Source organism: Janthinobacterium sp. YR213 (assembly GCF_900099875.1).
GTDB classification, from domain to species: Bacteria; Pseudomonadota; Gammaproteobacteria; order Burkholderiales; family Burkholderiaceae_D; genus Janthinobacterium; species Janthinobacterium lividum.
The window spans coordinates 178,202-193,942 of the sequence record NZ_FNDA01000006.1; the positions used below are offsets into that span (position 1 = coordinate 178,202).

Here is a 15,741-nt window from a genome sequence, read left to right on the forward strand (position 1 = left end):
GGCGGTCCCTATTTTTACTTTAAAGGAGTTTTCCATGCGTATTCGTCCCGCCACATTGCTGTCCGCCCTGATCTTCGGCAGCGTCGTCTTCAGCGCTTCCGCTTCCGCCGTCGGCCTGGGTTTCCTGGCCGATACGCCCATGGCTTACCTGAACAAGAACGACAAGCCCGTCTTCGTGAAGGCCGTCACCGACGTGCTCAATGACAAGAAGGATGGCGAAACCGTGCAATGGAGCAATGAAGGCTTGCGCAATTCCGTGCGCATCGCCGCCGAGATCACGGCCAGCGACACGGAAAAGACGGATGCGCAAACATGCCGCAAGGTGCAGGTTGCCTTGAACGCCAAGGGCCAGGAACAGACCCTCAAGCTGAAGGTCTGCAAGGCCGGCGCGGCCGCGTGGAAAGTGGCGAAGAGCTGATTGCCCGTGCATTTCCCTTGCCGGTTCTGCACCGGCAAGGTGCGACTTTCTCATAAGTAAGTGTTGCAGCGGTTAGAATCACGCTTTACCCTCACTTTTCTCACCTGCATGCAGCAAAGTCGCCTCCTGTTTTTCCGCCTGGCCGGCCAGTTTCGCCGCTATGGCGCCATCGTTGTCGCCACCTTGCTGGCCGTGGGCGTGGCGTCCGCCACCGATGTGTTGTTAATCCGCCAGTTGCAAAACGTCGTCGATGCCATGCGCGCGACGGCCAGCACGCAGGTCGCGCCCGTGTCCGGCGTGATGGGCATGCTGCAGGGCTGGGTCGACCGTTTCTTGCCTGCACAGGCGGGGCAGGTGGACCTGTGGGTGATTCCCGCCACTATCCTGGGCCTGGCCGTGTTGCGCATGGTGTCGAGCTTTGCCGGCGATTATGGTTCCGTCTGGCTATCGAGCCGGGTGCAGGCCGACCTGCGCGAAAAGATGTTCGCCACCATCATGCGTCTGCCCAGCCGCTTTTTCGATACCACCACCACCAGCCTGACGCAGTCGCGCGTGGCGTTCGACGCCAGCCAGGTGTCGCAGGCGGGCTTGAACGTGCTCAACGTGATGGTGCGCGATTCCGTCGCCACCGTCGGCTACTTGATTTTATTGTTCAGCATCGACGTGAAACTGGCCCTGTTCTGCATGGCGTCGATGCCCATCGTGGCCATCGTCGTGACCCTGGCGGGACGCCGCATGCGCCACCTGAGCAAGAGTTCGCAGCAAGCCGTGGGCGAGTTGACGTCCGTGCTGGACGAAAGCATAGCCGGCCAGCGCGTCGTGAAAATCTTTGGCGGCCAGGATTATGAACAGGCGCGCTTCGTCGACGTGGTCAAGCGCAACCGCCAGCTGGCTGTCAAGCACGCGGCTACCTCGGCCATGAATTCCGGCTTCATCATGATGCTCGTCGGCATTACCCTGTCGTCCGTGATTTACTTCGCCATGCTGCGCGCGCAAAGCGGCGCCATCACGCCGGGCGCTTTCGTCGCGTTCATGGGCGCGCTGATGGCCATGCAGTCGCCGATCAAGAATTTGACGAAGATCAATGAGCCGCTGCAGCGGGGCCTGGCTGCGGCCGAGTCCGTTTTTGGTTTGATCGACACGCCGCTGGAGCCGGACCCGGGCACAGTGGCCCCGGCCGCGGTGCAGGGCAATTTGTCCTTGCAGAACGTGCATTTCCGCTACAACAGCGACGATCCCGATGCACCCACGGCCTTGAGCAATATCACGCTCGATATCCGCGCCGGTGAGACGGTGGCCCTGGTGGGCGGCTCCGGCGGAGGCAAGACAACCTTGCTGGGCTTGCTGCCGCGCTTCTATGACGTCAGCGGCGGCCAGATCCTGCTCGACGGCGTCGACGTGCGCGACTACGCCTTGCTGGCCCTGCGGCGCCAGTTTGCCCTCGTCAGCCAGGATGTGATCCTGTTCAACGACACGATGGCGGCGAATATCGCGTATGGCGACCCGGCCCCGGACCAGGACCGCATCGAAGCATCGGCGCGCGCCGCCTACGCCCACGACTTCATCATGCAGTTGCCGCAAGGCTACGACACCCAGGCTGGGCAGAACGGTTCGCGCCTGTCGGGCGGACAACGCCAACGCCTGGCCATCGCCCGCGCCCTGTACAAGGATGCGCCGATTTTGCTGCTCGACGAAGCGACCAGCGCGCTGGACACGGAGTCGGAGCGCTCCGTGCAGGCCGCGCTGGAAGTGCTGATGCGCAACCGCACCACCATCGTCATCGCCCACCGCCTGTCCACCATCGAAAGCGCCGACCGCATCGTCGTCATGCAGGGCGGGCGCCTGGTGGAATCGGGCAGCCATGCGGACTTGCTGCAGCAGGGCGGCGCGTATGCGCGCCTGCATGCGAGCCAGTTGTCGCCCGTCAAGGATGCCCTGGGCTGACGCCTGGCCCATCCTGCCCATGCGCCAGGCCGGAGCCGGACCAGCAGGTCCGTCCCGGCCTTTTTTCATGGGGCGGCAATCGTGCCTGTGGCGACCGGCGCTTGCCTTTATGATGGCAGCCGCAAAGCAACATGAACAATGGAGCAACATGAAGAATCAACAGACAATGCGCTGGCTGCTGGCCGCCGCGCTGGGTATGAGTACGGCCTTGCCGCTGGCGGCACAGGAAGATACGCCGTCGCCGGCAACGGCTTCCCATCACGCGCAAGAAGAGGACAGGACCATGTATCTGGATGAAAATTTCATGCCGAGCAACGAGCGCCGCGCCGTGTATGCGCTGCGCACGCCACCCGTGCGCGACGAGGCGCTGGGCGCCTGGCATGTACGGCTCGAATTTCCCGACACGCCGGGCGTGCTCGCCTTTGAAACCTATGCCACGGATCTGGACTTGAGCCAGGTCAAGTTCGTGAAGTTTCGCAAGTACTACCACGAGAATGGCCAGATGCTGCGCGAAACCTATTTCAATGCCCAGGGCGAGGAGCTGCTCGGCGGCAGTGTGTACTTCGAGAATGGCCAGGTCCAGCAGCGGGTGACCGCCTTGCCGAACGGGCGCGACAGCATTTCGGAAACGTATCACCAGAATGGCCAGCTGATGAGCCGCACGCTGTATCACGGCGACGAGATGGCCGATGGCGAGCAAGTGTCGTATGGCGCGAACGGGGCCGTCAGCAACCGCTCGTATCGACGCCATGGCCAGATGGATGGTGTGGAGGAATCGTTTTATGCCGATGGCAAGCTGTTCCGGAAGGGGCGGTACGTCAATGGCCAGCGCGAGGGCGAGTTCGTCATGTACGCGCAGGATGGCAAGGTGCTGGCCCGGACCGTCTGGGTGCACGGCCAACCCGACGGCTGGTCGTTTGAAAGCCATGGCAATGGCGTCGTGTCGAACAAGACGCTGTACCAGAAGGGTGCCGTGCTCAGCTTGCAAACGTGGGCCCCGAGTGGCCGGCCCGTGTTTGCCTGGCAAAAAGACGCGCAGGGGCGCGACCACGGCGACACGACGGATTGGCATGCCAACGGCGCGCGCGCCAGCGTGACCCCGTTTGTCGAAGGCCAGCGCCACGGCTTGCTGCAGACGTGGTACGACGACGGCAGCCTGCGGCAGATCGTGCCGTACGAACACGGCAAGAAGCACGGCATCGAGCGCCAATGGGACAAGGCCGGCAAGCTGGTGCTGGAACAGGCATGGCAAGCCGGAGAGCCAGTTTCCATGCGCTAGGAGTCGTCCGCCTTTGCAGGTATCATGCAGGAATTCCGGCCCGCCAGCAGGCGTGAAGCCGGCGGGATAACTGGAGGCAATGGTGGTGGAAGCGGAAGTATCGGCGATGGCCAGGGCACAAGGCATGGCCTTGCAAAACATGCGCGTCGTGATGCGCGCGGCGCAGCGCCACTCGGCGCAGATCGAGAAGCAATGCGGCGTATCGGGCGCGCAATTGTGGGTGATGCAGGAATTGCTGGAGCGGCCGGGCTTGCGCATGGGCGAGCTGGCCAGCAAGATGTCGATCCACCAGACGACGGCCAGCAACCTGGTTGAGGCGCTGGTCAAAAAAGCCTATGTGCGCAAGGCGCGCGACCAGCCCGACCAGCGCGTGGTGACCCTGACCCTGACGGCGGAAGGGCAGGCCGTGATCGCTGGCGCGCCGCAGCCGGCGCGCGGCTTGCTGCCCAGCGCGCTGAGCCAGCTCGATGCCGACAGCCTGGCGCACCTGAACCAGGGCTTGAGCGCCTTGCTGGCCGTCGTCGCTCCCGATGACAGGCAGGCGGGCATGCAACCGTTTCCGTTCACCATGTAATCACTGGCAAGCGTGCGGCTGGACCGCCGCGCTTGCCATTATCATCGGCGCTGTCGCACCGTTGATGAAAGCACGCATTGAAGATATTCACTTCCGTTTTGCTGGCCACCGTCCTGGCCGGTTCTTCCACCATTTGCATGGCCCATGAGTTGGTCATCCCGGCTTTGCCTTCCGGGCAATCGCCGGCCTCCCTCTATTTCGACGCGGATTACCAGCCCGCTGCGCCCGCTGCGGCCATGTACGAGCAGCGCGCACCGTTGCACCACGATGCGTCCCGCCAGGCATGGCATTGGCAGCTGCATTTCGCGCAGCCGCCAGGCAAGCTGCACATGGATGCCTGGCTGCGCAGCACGGACCTGGCGTCGCCCGGTTACGTCTACCAGCGCAGCGTGTATTTCGCCGATGGCCAGCTGGGCTTGCTGGAAGAGCGCAATGGGGAGGGAGACTTCGATGGCGTGACCGTCGCGTACTATGCGGACGGCACGGTGAAAAGCCGCAAGGCTTACCGCGCAGGCGAGTACGAAGGCTTGCATAGCCACTATCATGCGAATGGCCAGCTGAGGCATGCATTGCTGTATCACGCGGGCCAGCCCGCCGATGGCGAATTCCTGAGCTTTGACGAGCATGGCCAGGTCAGCAACCGCGCGCATTTTGCCGATGGCGTGCTGACCGGTGAAGTGACGGCGTTTCATCCGGATGGCAGGCTGGCCGAGCGGGGACCGTATCTGGACGGCCAGCGCAACGGCCTGCACCAGGCTTGGTGGCCGGACGGCCGTGAAATGTCGCGCCTCAATTTCTTGCATGGCAAGCCGCAGGGCTGGTCGCTGCTGTATTTCGCGAATGGCCAGCTGGACCAGAAAAACCTGTTCGAGGATGGCGTCATGCTGAGCACGCAAAGCTGGCGCGACGATGGCACGCCGCTGCGCCAGCGCCAGCAGGATGAGCAGGGCCGCGCGCAGGGCGAGGACAGGCAATGGCATGCGAACGGCAAGCTGGCCCGGCTCGTTGCCTACCATGATGACGTGCCGCATGGCGCGTGGCGGGAGTGGCATGCGGACGGCTCGCCCCGCCATGCCGTGGACTACGTGCACGGGCGCAAGCAGGGCCTGGAACGGGCCTGGGCCGGCGACGGCACGCGCACCATCTGCGAGTGGCAGGATGGCCGCTTGCTGCGTGCCTGCCGCAATTTCTAGCTTGCTGCCGCTGGCAACCGTTGCAATTGCAGCTGCGCCAGCGCCCCGTACAGCGGTTCGCTGAGTACGCGCGACACCGTGCTGGCGACGACGGCGCAGGCCATCAGGCTCAGCACCATGCCGTGGCCGTCGACCATTTCCATGACAATGATGAAGGCTGTCAGCGGCGCCTGCGTGGCGGCGGCCAGGAAGCCCACCATGCCCAGCGCGATCAGGGCCGGCGCGTGCGGGTAGTGCAGCAGCACGGCGATATCGTGGCCAATGCCGGCGCCGATGGCCAGGGACGGCGCGAAGATGCCGGCCGGCACGCCCGACCAGACGGTCAGCCACGTCGCCACATACTTGAAGGCAACAAAGGCGGGGGAGGCATCACTGGCGCCTTCCAGCATGGCGCGCGTGGCCACGGTGCCGCTGCCGAACGTGGCGCCGTGGCTGGCGATGCCGATGGCCGCCACCAGCACGCCGCACACGGCGGCGAACAGCACGGGACGGCCTGTTCTCCACGCAGACAATTTTCCCAGTGGATTGCCCCGGGCGGAGGCCAGCAGCAGCCGGGCGAACAGGCCGCCCGCCACGCCCGCGACCAGGGTCACGAGCAAGCCTGGCAAGGCCAGCGCCAGGCCAATGGGGCCGGGGTGGATGATGCCGAAGTGGGTGGCGTTGCCGTGGATCGACACGGCCATCATGCCGGCCAGCACGATGCCGGCGACGATGAGGCCGCTGTTGCGCTGCTCCGGCGAGCGTGACAGTTCCTCGATGGCAAACATGACGCCCGCCAGCGGCGTGTTGAAGGCGGCCGCGATGCCGGCCGCGCCACCGGCCACCAGCAGGGAATGGGCGCTCACCTGCGAGTGACGGGGCAGCCAGCGGCGTGCGGCCAGCATCACGCCGGCCGCGATCTGCACGGACGGCCCTTCGCGCCCCAGGGACAATCCCCCCAGCAAGCCGCCCGCCGTCAGGCAGATTTTCGCGGCACTGAGTTTCAACGAGACAAACAAGGAGCGCTGTTCCGGCGCCACGGCAGGGTCCAGGGTGGCCATCACTTGCGGGATGCCGGAGCCGGCCGCGCCCATCGCGTAGCGGCGCGTCAGCCAGACCAGCAGGGCGGCGCAGACAGGCGTCCACAGCAGGGCGAACCACCAGGCCTTGCCGTTAAAAAAGAGAAACAGGTCCAGCGCTTCTTCCGCCAGCCACGTAAAGCCCACGACGACGAGGCCCGCGATGGCGGCCATGCCGACGACGACGGCGCGCGACCACCACAGGCGCGGGTTGGCAAATTCATGCTTGAAGGCAGAGGGAATATCGTGCAAGTGCTTCATTGCGGCAAGTCCAGGAAGGGGCGCGCAGGGCGTCGGGGAGACTTGCCATTATATAGATGTATTTGTTCAAATGTATTTCCTGTGCCTTATTTGTGGGCAAGAGGCGACAACAGCTTCGCCTCGGCCAGGAAATCGACGAGGGCCCGCACTTTCGGCGCCAGGTGCGGTCCTGACGGCCACAGCAGCCAGCAACTGTGGGCTGGATGGCCGGCGATCGCGTAGTCCCTCAGCACTTCGACCAGGCTGCCGTCATCGATGGCGCTGCGCACATGAAAGTCGGGCAGCCAGGCGATGCCCAGGCCTTGCCGGGCGAAGTGCAGGCGTGCTTCCACGTTGTTGCACACCATCGACAAAGGCAAGTCCGGTACCGGCGCCTCGGCTTCCTGGCGCAGCTGCCATTGTTCGATCTTGCCGCTGTGGCGGAAGCGGTAGTGCAGGCAAGTATGGTGTTGCAGATCAAGAGGACAGCGCCTGTCGCCGATGGATGCCGCCACCGTGTTGCGCGCGCATGCCCTGCTGGAGCGGGGCGGGCAGCCGGGCAAGATCGTCGTCAGCGATTGAATCTGGCTTACACGAACAGCTCCTGCCGCGCGCTCTGGCTGATGGCGATGGTTGCCGGGTGGCTCAGGCGCCGTTCCGTGGTGATCGCATACACTTGCTCGACGAGGCTGTCGACCCGGCCCAGCGCCACCACGGCGTACTGTTCGCAGACCTGGGGTGCGATGACGGTGGGCGCAAAGAACAGGCCGGCGCCGGACTGGCCGAAGGCTTTCATCATGGCGCTGTCGTCGAACTCGCCGACGATGCGCGGGTGCAGGTTGTTGTCGCCCAGCCACTGCAGCAAGCGTCCGTAAATGGCGAAGTCTTCTCCGGGCAGCAGCAGCGGCGCGCCATCGAGGCATTGCGGGAAGCTCCCCGTCAGGGTGACGGCCAGCGCTGGCGTGCCGAACAGGGTCATGCCGCTTTCGCCCAGCAAATGGTTAAAGCCGCGCACGCTCAAGTGGGCCGGCATGGGACGGTCCGCCATGATCAGGTCGAGCCGGTGCACGGCCAGGTCCGCCAGCAGGCTGGCCAGCCGGCCTTCGCGGCAAATGATGCGCAGCGGTTCGGCCAGTCCCAGCGCCGGCGCGACGAGGCGGCAGGCGATCAGTTTTGAGACGGAATCGGCGCAGCCGACGCGGAAGGTCGTCGTCGTGGTGCGCGACTGGTCGCGCACGATTTCCAGCAATTCATCGCCCGTGCTGAAAATGCTTTCGGCATGGCTGAGGATGCGCCTGCCCGTGTCCGTCAATTCCAGCTGGCGCCCGCTGCGGCGGAACAGTTCCACGCCCAGGGTCTCGGCAAACTCGCTGAGCTGGCCGGAAATCGATTGCGGCGTCAGGTGCAGCTGCTCGGCCGCGCGGGCGATACTGCCCGTCTTGGCCACCATCCAGAAATAGCGCAAGTGCTTGAAGTTGAGTGTCGACATGGTGTTTCCCGGTAAATAAATACATCGAGCTTTTCGATGTATTGTTAAATTATATTCGATTTGTTCGATGTTTATATTCGGACTATGATGGCTGCTCAATTCATGCAAGGAGAGTGCCATGGACTTCAGGATACAAACAGAGCATTGCGGAGGCCGCCGATGAACGGCCTGGAAAGTATTGCTACGGCCCCCATGTGGGCCGGCTTCATCGCCTTTGTCCTGGTGATGCTGGCGCTGGACTTGTTCGTCTTTGGCGGCAACAAGGCGCACAAGGTCAGTGTCAAGGAAGCGGCGACATGGTCGCTCGTGTGGGTCAGCCTGGCCCTGCTGTTCAACGGCGGCCTGTGGTGGTATCTGAACGGCACGGCCGGTCCCGAGATCGCCAACCAGAAGGCGCTGGAATTTTTCTCCGGCTACCTGATCGAAAAAGCATTGTCGGTCGATAACGTGTTCGTCTTCCTGCTGATCTTCAGCGCCTTCCAGGTACCGATCCAGTACCAGCGCCGCGTGCTGATCTATGGCGTGCTGGGCGCGATCGTCATGCGCGCCGTGATGATCATGGCCGGTGCATGGGTGGTGAGCGAGTTCAGCTGGGTGCTATACCTGTTCGGCGCCTTCCTGTTGATTACAGGCATGCGCATGCTGGTGGCGGCCGATGCGGAACCGGACGTGGCGAACAACCCGGTGCTGCGCTTTGCCCGCCGCCACTTGCGGGTGGCCGATGGCGACCATGGCGAGCGTTTCTTCGTGGCAAAGGGTGGCTTGCGTTATGTCACGCCGCTGTTCCTGGTGCTGATCCTGATCGAGGTGACGGACCTGGTATTCGCGGTTGACTCGATCCCGGCGATTTTCGCCATCACGACGGACCCGTTCATCGTCTTCACGTCGAACCTGTTCGCCATCATGGGCTTGCGGGCCCTGTACTTCCTGCTGGTGGACGTGGCTGACCGCTTCCACATGCTCAAGTATGGCCTGGCGATGGTGCTGGTGTTCATCGGCGCAAAGATGCTGATCATGCCGTGGTACCACGTGCCGGTGGAAGCATCGTTGCTGGTGGTGGCAGTCCTGATCGTGTCGAGCTGCGTGGCCAGCGTGTTCATCACCCGCAGCGACAAACAGTAAAACAGCAGTACGGCGCGCCCCGCACGGCGGTGGCGCGCTTTTTAACCTCACAATGGAAAAGAGATTATGCGTACGTATGAAGTAAACAGTCCCCAGGCAGCGGGACGTATCCTGGCCCTGATGATGGTGGTCGACGGCAACCTGGCCAGCGCCGAGCTGCAAGCCATGCACCGCAGCAAGATCCTCGAGCATATCGACCTGGCGCCGGCCGCCTTCCAGCAACTGCTGCAAGACTTGTGCGACGACATGCTGACGTCGACCGTGCATGGCGCCGTGCAGCTGGCCAATGGCGTGATTGACAGCCTGCTCGATGAAATCGATGACCCGGACTTGCGCCGCAAGCTGTTGCAAGCCATGTGGAAGATCGCCGATGCGGACGACTGGCTGGCCGATGGCGAAGCCGTCTTGCTGGCCCGCGCCAGCGCGGCATGGTCGGCGGAAACGAACTTCCGCGCGCATGCCGCCTGATGCACATCAAGCCGTCTTGTGTCCCATCGCAATGACGGCGGCGCCGGCCAGGGCCAGGCCCACGCCGGCGATGTCCGTCCAGGCCGGCGTGACGCCGTCCACCAGCCACAGCCATCCCAGGGCCGTGGCGATATAGATGGCGCCATACGTGGCGTACACCCTGCCGCTGGCGGCCGGGTGCAAGGTCAGCAGCCAGACGAAGATCAAGAGGCTGATGGCGGCCGGCAACAGCAGCCAGGCGCTGCCCTTGTTGCTCAGCCATAGCATGGGCAGGTAGCAGCCCAGCAGTTCGGCCAAGGCCGTGACGGTAAACAGCCCGAAGGTGCGGGCCAGTCCAGTCCATTCAATTGCCTCGTTCATTGCATTCCTGTTTTTACCGTCAAGCAGCCATTGTAGCTGCCAGGCTGCCGGCCCTGCTATGATCGGGACCGGATCCCGGAGGAAACAAAATGACGACCACCCCAGCGCCACGCGCCTTGCTGCAAGCCATGTTCCAGGCCGCCATCGAAGCGGCCCAGCCATCGCACTGCATACCGCCCCATCTGCCGCCCGCGCCCGAGGGGCGTTTGATCGTCATTGGCGCCGGCAAGGCGTCGGCCGCCATGGCGCAAGCCGTGGAACGGCACTGGCCGGGGCCGCTGTCGGGCCTCGTCGTCACGCGCTATGGCTATGCCGTGCCGTGTGAGCGCATCGAGATCGTCGAAGCGTCGCATCCCGTGCCGGATGCGGCCGGCATGGAGGCGGCCCGGCGCATGCTCGGCCTGGTCGGCAACTTGCAGGCCGACGACACGGTGCTATGCCTGATTTCGGGCGGCGGCTCGTCCCTGCTGGCCTTGCCGCTGGAGGGCATCAGCCTGGAAGACAAGCAGGCGCTGAACCGCGCGCTGCTGGCGTCGGGCGCCACCATCGGCGAAATGAATTGCGTGCGCCGGCATTTGTCCGCCATCAAGGGCGGGCGCCTGGCAGCCGCCTGCCATCCGGCGCAAGTGGTGACGTTGGCGATTTCCGACGTGCCCGGCGACAAGCTGGGCGATATCGCGTCCGGCCCCACGGTGGGCGACGCCACCACGTGCGAGGACGCGCTGGCCATCGTGCGCCGCTATGGCATGGACTTGCCGGAAAGCATACGCAAAGTGCTGGAAAGCGGGCGCGGCGAATCCGTGAAGCCCGACGATCCACGCCTGGCGCGCACGCACACCACCCTGATCGCCACGCCGCAGATGGCGCTCGAAGCGGCAGCCGCCGTGGCGCGCGCGGCCGGCGTCACGCCGTATATATTGGGCGACAGCCTGGAAGGCGAGGCGCGCGACGTGGGCAAGGTGATGGCCGGCATCGCGCTGCAAACGGCCGTGCGGGGCCAGCCGTTTCCCGCCCCGTGCGTGCTGCTGTCGGGCGGCGAAACGACCGTCACCGTGCGCGGCAACGGCCGTGGCGGGCGCAACGTGGAATTCCTGCTGGCGCTGGGCATCGCGCTCGATGGGCACGAGGGTATCCACGCGCTGGCCGGCGACACGGATGGCGTCGACGGCCAGGAAGACATCGCCGGCGCGGTGCTGGCGCCCGACACCCTGCAACGGGCCTGGGCCCAGGGTATCAAACCGCGCGACAGCCTGGACGACAACGATGGCCACGGCTTTTTCCAGGCGCTGGGGGACTCCGTGGTCACGGGCCCGACATTGACGAACGTCAATGATTTCAGGGCTATCCTGATTACCTGATTACTGGAAACCTTCCAGCACAATCTTCCCTTTTGCCGTATTGCTTTCCAGCAGGGCATGTGCGCGCTTCAAATTCGCCGCATTGATCGTGCCGAAGCGTTCGGCCAGGGTCGTCTTGATGGTGCCCGCATCGACCAGCTGCGCCAGCTCTTCCAGTAGATCATGCTGTTTGACCATGTCAGCCGTCTGGAACAGCGAACGGGTAAACATCAGTTCCCAGTGCAGCGACACGCTCTTGCCCTTGAACTTGCGCACGTCGATGTGCTCGGGGTCGTCGATCAGGGCGAACTTGCCCTGCGGCGCGATCAGTTCCACGATCTGCTCGAAATGCTTGTCGGTCTGGTTCAGGCTGATCACATAATCGACGGGCGGCAAGCCCAGGCGCGTGATTTCCCCCGCCAGCGGCAGGCTGTGGTCGATCACGTGGTGGGCGCCCAGTTCCTTCACCCAGTCGGCCGTTTCCGCGCGCGATGCCGTGCCGATGATGGTGACGCCCGTCAATTGCCGCGCCAGTTGCACCAGCACGGAACCGACGCCGCCGGCCGCGCCGATTACCAGCAGCGACTTGCCCGTCAGATTCCTGTCGCGGCTGAGCTGCAGGCGGTCGAACAGCAGTTCCCAGGCTGTAATGGCCGTGAGCGGCAGGGCGGCGGCCGGGGCAAAGTCCAGGCTGGCGGGCATGTGGCCGACGATGCGCTCATCGACCAGCTGGAATTCGCTGTTGCTGCCGGGGCGGTTGATGGCGCCCGCGTACCAGACTTTATCTCCCACCTGGAACAGGGTCACGTCGGGGCCGACGGCGGTGACGACGCCGGCCGCATCCCAGCCCAGCACTTCCGGCTGGTCCTCTTTCGGGGCGCGGTTCTTGCGCACCTTGGTGTCGACGGGATTGACGGAAATGGCCTTGACGGCGACGAGCAGGTCGCGCCCCGTGGCGACGGGCACGGGCAGCTCGATGTCGAGCAGGGCGTCGGCATCCGTGATGGGCAGGCTGTGGTGGTAGGCGATGGCTTTCATGTGCTTCCTCGTTGGGTGGATACCGTATGATGGTGGCAATGCCGTCCTGGAAACAGGGGGTACGTACCGAAACACTTTCAAAGGAATGCTGAAAATTGCTGCGACTCGATGACTTGCAGGTATTTGTGCGCACGGCCGACCGGGGCAGTTTGTCGGCGGCCGCGCGCGAGATCGGCATTTCGCCCGCGTTGGCCAGCGCCGCCGTCAAGCGCCTGGAAGGGGAGCTGGGCTTGCGTTTGCTGGCCCGCACGACGCGTTCGCTGAGCCTGACGGCGGAAGGCACGCAATACCTGGAACACGCGCGGGAAGCCTTGCGCCTGCTGCGCGCAGGCCACGATGCGCTACTGGCCGGCAAGGACAGTTTCGGCGGAACCTTGAAAATTGCCATGCCCTCCGACCTGGGCCGCAACCTGATGCTGGGCTGGCTGGACGAATTCCAGTCGCGCCATCCGAAACTGCACTACCAGCTCAGCGTCAGCGACCGGGTGGCCGACATGGTGCGCCAGCAAGTCGACGTGGCCATCCGCTATGGCCAGCAAGACGATTCGAGCATGGTCGCCATGCCGATCGCGCCCGCCAACGACCGGGTGCTGGTGGCGTCGCCCGCCTACCTGCGCGAACATGGCCCCCTGCTGGCGCTGGAAGATTTGTCGCAACGCAATTGCCTGCGCTTTGCGCTGGAAGACGGCTTGCACGACCGCTGGACCTTTTACCGCCTGCCCCAGCGCGAGCAAGTGACGGTGTCCGTGAGTGGCAACCGCAGCGCCGACGACGCCGACCTGGTGCGGCGCTGGGCCGTGGCGGGGCTGGGCATCGCCTACAAATCACGGCTCGACGTGGCTGGCGACCTGGCCGCCGGCCGCCTGCAAGCGCTGTTGCCCGGCGTGGCGGGCGAAGCCACGCCCTTGCACCTGGTCTGCACGCACCGGGCGCAGGTGACGCCGCTGGTGCTGCAGCTGCGCGATTTCCTGCGCGACAAATGTGCGCAGTTATTAAAACAGCAGAATTGACCGGAGAGCGTTGCTTATTTAATATCGGCGATTTTTTAAAATCACGTCACTCATGTATTGATTCAAATCGCGAAAATCCTTTACCCGCCAGGCATATGGCGCGATCTTGACGCCATTCTCTTTCAAGGTCTTTGGGATCAAATCGCCATTCGGACGCAGTATGACCGACGATACAATCACGCCCGGATAATCCTTCAGGCGTTTTTTGAAAGCGGCGGTGGTCAGGTCCGGCGTGGGAGGATTGCTTTTATTCGCCAATGGCCCGGTTCCCTTGATCTCTGCCCCATGGCACACGGCGCATCTCTGTACATACAGCGTTTTCCCGTTGAGATTTTCCGCGAAGGAGGATGGTGTTTGAATCAGCGATAACATTCCGAATGCAGCGATAAACAATATTTTCATCTATTTTCAATATGACTTTTGTATGGATAATGTCTGGTTCGAGAGAAAATACGCAGCTGCCATTGCAATACGCCATTCTCCCGATAATATTTTATCCGAGATTATTCATTCGTAATGGTACGCGCGGCACTCTTGCCGGCGAAAGGTTGGCCGGAAAACTATCGCGCTGGATTACAACTCGTTGCAAATGGCAATCATGCGCAGGTCAACCTGGGCGTACCCTCAGGCATTCTGCATGAAACCGCTTGAAGGACTGCCATGACTCCGAACCGACTGTTGCCGACGACCTTGATTTCCCTGCTCTTGCTGGCCGGCTGCGCCGCAACCGAACCTGCCGTGCAGGCCGGTCATCGCGCGCAAACCAGTTCCGCGCAGGACATCGCCATGCTGGAACGGGTCAGCTGGGGCGTGAGCGGGGGCAGCGTGCGCCAGGTGCAGGTGCAAGGCTGGAATGCCTACTTGCAGGCGCAGTTGCATCCAGGAAAAGCGGCCTTGCCGCCAGCCATCGCCGCGCAAATCGACGCCATGACCATCAGCCAGGTGCCGCTCGATCAGTTGGTGTTTTCTATCGAGCAAAAGCGCAAGGAGTCGGCCGGTGTCATGGACGACATGGCGAAGCAGCAGGCGCAAAAGGAGTACCAGCAGGAACTGAACCGCCTGGCGCGCGAAGCGGCCACGCGTTCGCTGTTGCTCGATGTGTATTCGCCGAACCAGTTGCAGCAGCAGCTGAGCTGGTTTTGGCTCAACCATTTCAGCGTGCACCAGGGCAAGCACAACTTGCGCGCCATGGTGGGCGATTACGAGGCGAACGCCATCGCGCCGCACGCGCTGGGGAAATTTCGCGACTTGCTGGGCGCCACCGTCCACCATCCGGCCATGCTGCGCTACCTGGACAATGAAGCCAATGCCGCCAAGCGCATCAATGAAAACTATGCGCGCGAGCTGATGGAGCTGCACACCCTGGGCGTCAACGGCGGCTACAGCCAGGCGGATGTGCAGGAACTGGCGCGCATTCTGACGGGCGTGGGCGTGAATTTGGGAGCGGACACGCCGAAGGTGAAACCGGCGCTGCAATCGCAATACGTGCGCCGGGGCTTGTTCGAGTTCAATCCAAACCGCCACGATTACGGCGATAAGCAATTCCTGGGACAAACGGTGAAGGGCAGGGGATTGGCCGAGCTCGATGAAGCGCTGGACCGCCTCAGCCGCAGTCCGGCCACCGCACACTTTATCAGCGGCAAGCTGGCCCAGTATTTCGTCGGCGATAATCCGCCCGCGCCGCTGGTGGCGCGCATGGCCGCCACCTTCCAGCAGAGCGATGGCATGATCGCCGACGTGTTGCAAACCATGTTCAGCAGCCCGGAGTTCAAGCAGTCGCTGGGCAAGAAATTCAAGGACCCCATGCATTATGTGGTGTCGGCCGTGCGCCTCAGCTATGACGACAAGCCCATCCTGAACGCGGGCCCCATGCTGAGCTGGCTCTCGCGCATGGGCCAGCCCCTGTACGGACGCCAGACGCCCGATGGCTATCCGCTGGCGGACGCCTCCTGGGCCAGCCCCGGCCAGATGACGACGCGCTTCGACATCGCCCGCACCATCGGCTCGGGCAGCGCCGGCCTGTTCAAGACGGATGGCCCGCAGCCGCAGGAAAAAGTGGCCTTCCCGCAACTGGCCAGCGCCCTGTATTACCAGTCGCTGCAGCCAGCCTTGAGTCCGGCCACGCGCCTGGCCCTGGAGCAGGCCGCCTCGCCGCAGGAGTGGAATACCTTCCTGCTCTCGTCACCCGAAATGATGCACCGCTAAGTTGAA

The 15,741-nt window shown here is 63.6% G+C and carries 16 protein-coding genes; 10 read left to right on the plus strand and 6 right to left on the minus strand.

Going from position 1 to position 15,741, the window contains the following annotated elements:
- Positions 1-34 precede the first annotated feature (34 nt).
- The 5 genes from BLT98_RS24540 (at position 35) to BLT98_RS24560 (ending at position 5,408) form a co-directional block, all read left to right on the plus strand.
- Positions 35-418: a hypothetical protein gene (locus BLT98_RS24540; RefSeq protein WP_139179371.1), complete on the plus strand. Its 384-nt coding sequence runs from the start codon at positions 35-37 to the stop codon at positions 416-418.
- Between the two features lie 108 nt (positions 419-526).
- Positions 527-2,362 carry a lipid A export permease/ATP-binding protein MsbA gene (gene msbA / locus BLT98_RS24545; protein ID WP_092612417.1) on the plus strand — a complete coding sequence of 612 codons (1,836 nt, stop codon included), beginning with the start codon at positions 527-529 and terminating at the stop codon, positions 2,360-2,362.
- Between the two features lie 148 nt (positions 2,363-2,510).
- Complete coding sequence (locus tag BLT98_RS24550; protein ID WP_170846487.1) at positions 2,511-3,641, plus strand: toxin-antitoxin system YwqK family antitoxin; 1,131 nt, start codon at positions 2,511-2,513, stop codon at positions 3,639-3,641.
- A 79-nt stretch (positions 3,642-3,720) separates the two neighbouring features.
- Positions 3,721-4,215, plus strand: coding sequence for a MarR family winged helix-turn-helix transcriptional regulator (locus BLT98_RS24555; protein ID WP_034786664.1), 495 nt, complete (start codon positions 3,721-3,723; stop codon positions 4,213-4,215).
- Between the two features lie 77 nt (positions 4,216-4,292).
- Complete coding sequence (locus BLT98_RS24560) at positions 4,293-5,408, plus strand: toxin-antitoxin system YwqK family antitoxin (RefSeq protein ID WP_092612423.1); 1,116 nt, start codon at positions 4,293-4,295, stop codon at positions 5,406-5,408.
- Here the strand turns inward: BLT98_RS24560 and BLT98_RS24565 are convergent.
- The 3 genes from BLT98_RS24565 to nhaR all read right to left on the minus strand — a co-directional run bounded on the left by BLT98_RS24565 (position 5,405) and on the right by nhaR (position 8,195).
- Positions 5,405-6,727, minus strand: coding sequence for a chloride channel protein (locus tag BLT98_RS24565; protein WP_092612426.1), 1,323 nt, complete (start codon positions 6,725-6,727; stop codon positions 5,405-5,407). The two genes, BLT98_RS24560 and BLT98_RS24565, sit on opposite strands and share 4 nt — an antisense overlap.
- A gap of 86 nt (positions 6,728-6,813) precedes the next feature.
- Positions 6,814-7,269: a LysR substrate-binding domain-containing protein gene (locus BLT98_RS29290; RefSeq protein WP_170846488.1), complete on the minus strand. Its 456-nt coding sequence runs from the start codon at positions 7,267-7,269 to the stop codon at positions 6,814-6,816.
- A gap of 26 nt (positions 7,270-7,295) precedes the next feature.
- Positions 7,296-8,195 carry a transcriptional activator NhaR gene (gene nhaR, locus BLT98_RS24575; RefSeq protein WP_092612429.1) on the minus strand — a complete coding sequence of 300 codons (900 nt, stop codon included), beginning with the start codon at positions 8,193-8,195 and terminating at the stop codon, positions 7,296-7,298.
- A 159-nt stretch (positions 8,196-8,354) separates the two neighbouring features.
- On the opposite strand from nhaR, the gene BLT98_RS24580 reads away from it, so the two are divergent.
- Together BLT98_RS24580 and BLT98_RS24585 are read left to right on the plus strand one after the other, a co-directional pair.
- A complete protein-coding gene (locus tag BLT98_RS24580) occupies positions 8,355-9,317 on the plus strand; it encodes a TerC family protein (protein WP_034786370.1) in 963 nt (320 codons plus the stop codon).
- A gap of 66 nt (positions 9,318-9,383) precedes the next feature.
- On the plus strand, positions 9,384-9,785 hold the full coding sequence (locus tag BLT98_RS24585; protein WP_034786369.1) for a tellurite resistance TerB family protein: 402 nt from the start codon (positions 9,384-9,386) through the stop codon (positions 9,783-9,785).
- A 6-nt stretch (positions 9,786-9,791) separates the two neighbouring features.
- Here BLT98_RS24585 and BLT98_RS24590 read toward each other — a convergent pair whose 3' ends face one another.
- Positions 9,792-10,145 (minus strand): YnfA family protein, encoded by a 354-nt coding sequence (locus tag BLT98_RS24590; protein ID WP_092612432.1) that lies wholly within the window; start codon positions 10,143-10,145, stop codon positions 9,792-9,794.
- A gap of 89 nt (positions 10,146-10,234) precedes the next feature.
- Here BLT98_RS24590 and BLT98_RS24595 point away from each other — a divergent pair, with 89 nt between their 5' ends.
- Positions 10,235-11,503 (plus strand): glycerate kinase type-2 family protein, encoded by a 1,269-nt coding sequence (locus BLT98_RS24595; protein ID WP_092612435.1) that lies wholly within the window; start codon positions 10,235-10,237, stop codon positions 11,501-11,503.
- On the opposite strand, the gene BLT98_RS24600 is transcribed toward BLT98_RS24595, so the two are convergent.
- On the minus strand, positions 11,504-12,520 hold the full coding sequence (locus tag BLT98_RS24600; RefSeq protein ID WP_092612438.1) for a zinc-binding alcohol dehydrogenase family protein: 1,017 nt from the start codon (positions 12,518-12,520) through the stop codon (positions 11,504-11,506).
- Between the two features lie 95 nt (positions 12,521-12,615).
- Between BLT98_RS24600 and BLT98_RS24605 the strand changes: the two genes are divergently transcribed.
- A complete protein-coding gene (locus tag BLT98_RS24605) occupies positions 12,616-13,530 on the plus strand; it encodes a LysR family transcriptional regulator (RefSeq protein ID WP_092612441.1) in 915 nt (304 codons plus the stop codon).
- Positions 13,531-13,548: 18 nt separating this feature from the next.
- Here BLT98_RS24605 and BLT98_RS24610 read toward each other — a convergent pair whose 3' ends face one another.
- The gene (locus BLT98_RS24610) at positions 13,549-13,932 is read right to left on the minus strand and encodes a c-type cytochrome (RefSeq protein WP_092612444.1); all 384 of its coding nucleotides are present in this window, start codon (positions 13,930-13,932) and stop codon (positions 13,549-13,551) included.
- Between the two features lie 258 nt (positions 13,933-14,190).
- Between BLT98_RS24610 and BLT98_RS24615 the strand changes: the two genes are divergently transcribed.
- Positions 14,191-15,735, plus strand: coding sequence for a DUF1800 domain-containing protein (locus BLT98_RS24615; RefSeq protein WP_092612447.1), 1,545 nt, complete (start codon positions 14,191-14,193; stop codon positions 15,733-15,735).
- Positions 15,736-15,741 lie beyond the last annotated feature (6 nt).

What these genes read in the sequence shown, in the direction of transcription:
- msbA (WP_092612417.1), top strand. Translation starts at nt 527, where the DNA reads ATGCAGCAAAGTCGCCTCCTGTTTTTCCGCCTGGCCGGCCAGTTTCGC.
- BLT98_RS24555 (WP_034786664.1), top strand. Translation starts at nt 3,721, where the DNA reads ATGGTGGTGGAAGCGGAAGTATCGGCGATGGCCAGGGCACAAGGCATG.
- nhaR (WP_092612429.1), bottom strand. Translation starts at nt 8,195, where the DNA reads ATGTCGACACTCAACTTCAAGCACTTGCGCTATTTCTGGATGGTGGCC.
- BLT98_RS24595 (WP_092612435.1), top strand. Translation starts at nt 10,235, where the DNA reads ATGACGACCACCCCAGCGCCACGCGCCTTGCTGCAAGCCATGTTCCAG.
- BLT98_RS24585 (WP_034786369.1), top strand. Translation starts at nt 9,384, where the DNA reads ATGCGTACGTATGAAGTAAACAGTCCCCAGGCAGCGGGACGTATCCTG.
- BLT98_RS24610 (WP_092612444.1), bottom strand. Translation starts at nt 13,932, where the DNA reads ATGAAAATATTGTTTATCGCTGCATTCGGAATGTTATCGCTGATTCAA.
- BLT98_RS24550 (WP_170846487.1), top strand. Translation starts at nt 2,511, where the DNA reads ATGAAGAATCAACAGACAATGCGCTGGCTGCTGGCCGCCGCGCTGGGT.
- BLT98_RS24590 (WP_092612432.1), bottom strand. Translation starts at nt 10,145, where the DNA reads ATGAACGAGGCAATTGAATGGACTGGACTGGCCCGCACCTTCGGGCTG.
- BLT98_RS24565 (WP_092612426.1), bottom strand. Translation starts at nt 6,727, where the DNA reads ATGAAGCACTTGCACGATATTCCCTCTGCCTTCAAGCATGAATTTGCC.
- BLT98_RS24600 (WP_092612438.1), bottom strand. Translation starts at nt 12,520, where the DNA reads ATGAAAGCCATCGCCTACCACCACAGCCTGCCCATCACGGATGCCGAC.
- BLT98_RS24540 (WP_139179371.1), top strand. Translation starts at nt 35, where the DNA reads ATGCGTATTCGTCCCGCCACATTGCTGTCCGCCCTGATCTTCGGCAGC.
- BLT98_RS24615 (WP_092612447.1), top strand. Translation starts at nt 14,191, where the DNA reads ATGACTCCGAACCGACTGTTGCCGACGACCTTGATTTCCCTGCTCTTG.
- BLT98_RS24580 (WP_034786370.1), top strand. Translation starts at nt 8,355, where the DNA reads ATGAACGGCCTGGAAAGTATTGCTACGGCCCCCATGTGGGCCGGCTTC.